Origin of the sequence: Azospirillum griseum, from assembly GCF_003966125.1 — a bacterium.
In the GTDB taxonomy this organism is placed as follows: Bacteria; Pseudomonadota; Alphaproteobacteria; order Azospirillales; family Azospirillaceae; genus Azospirillum; species Azospirillum griseum.
Map to the genome: position 1 here is coordinate 1 of NZ_RXMA01000209.1, position 221 is coordinate 221.

Consider the following 221-nt stretch of genomic DNA (forward strand, 5'->3'; position numbering starts at 1 on the left):
AGCGTGGCCGCGCCGTCGAGCAGCGCCTTCTTCCAGGCGTGGATCTGGCTGGGATGAACACCGTGCTCGCTGGCCAGTTCACCCACCGTGCGGTCGCCCTTGATGGCGGCCAACGCCACCTTCGCCTTGAACGCGGCGCTGTGCTTCTTGCGGGTCTGCTTCACGTACTGCTCCTGTGGTCGCGCTACTTATAGGAGCAGGACCCTCGCTTCGCCACCTGT

General features: G+C 65.2%; 1 protein-coding gene. It reads right to left on the reverse strand.

All coding sequences use genetic code 11. The features are described 5' to 3' along the window. Positions 1 to 164, reverse strand: a 164-nt coding sequence (locus EJ903_RS26805) for a transposase (RefSeq protein ID WP_148105352.1), incomplete at its 3' end; no start/stop codon positions are given. Between the last annotated feature and the right edge of the window lie 57 nt (positions 165 to 221).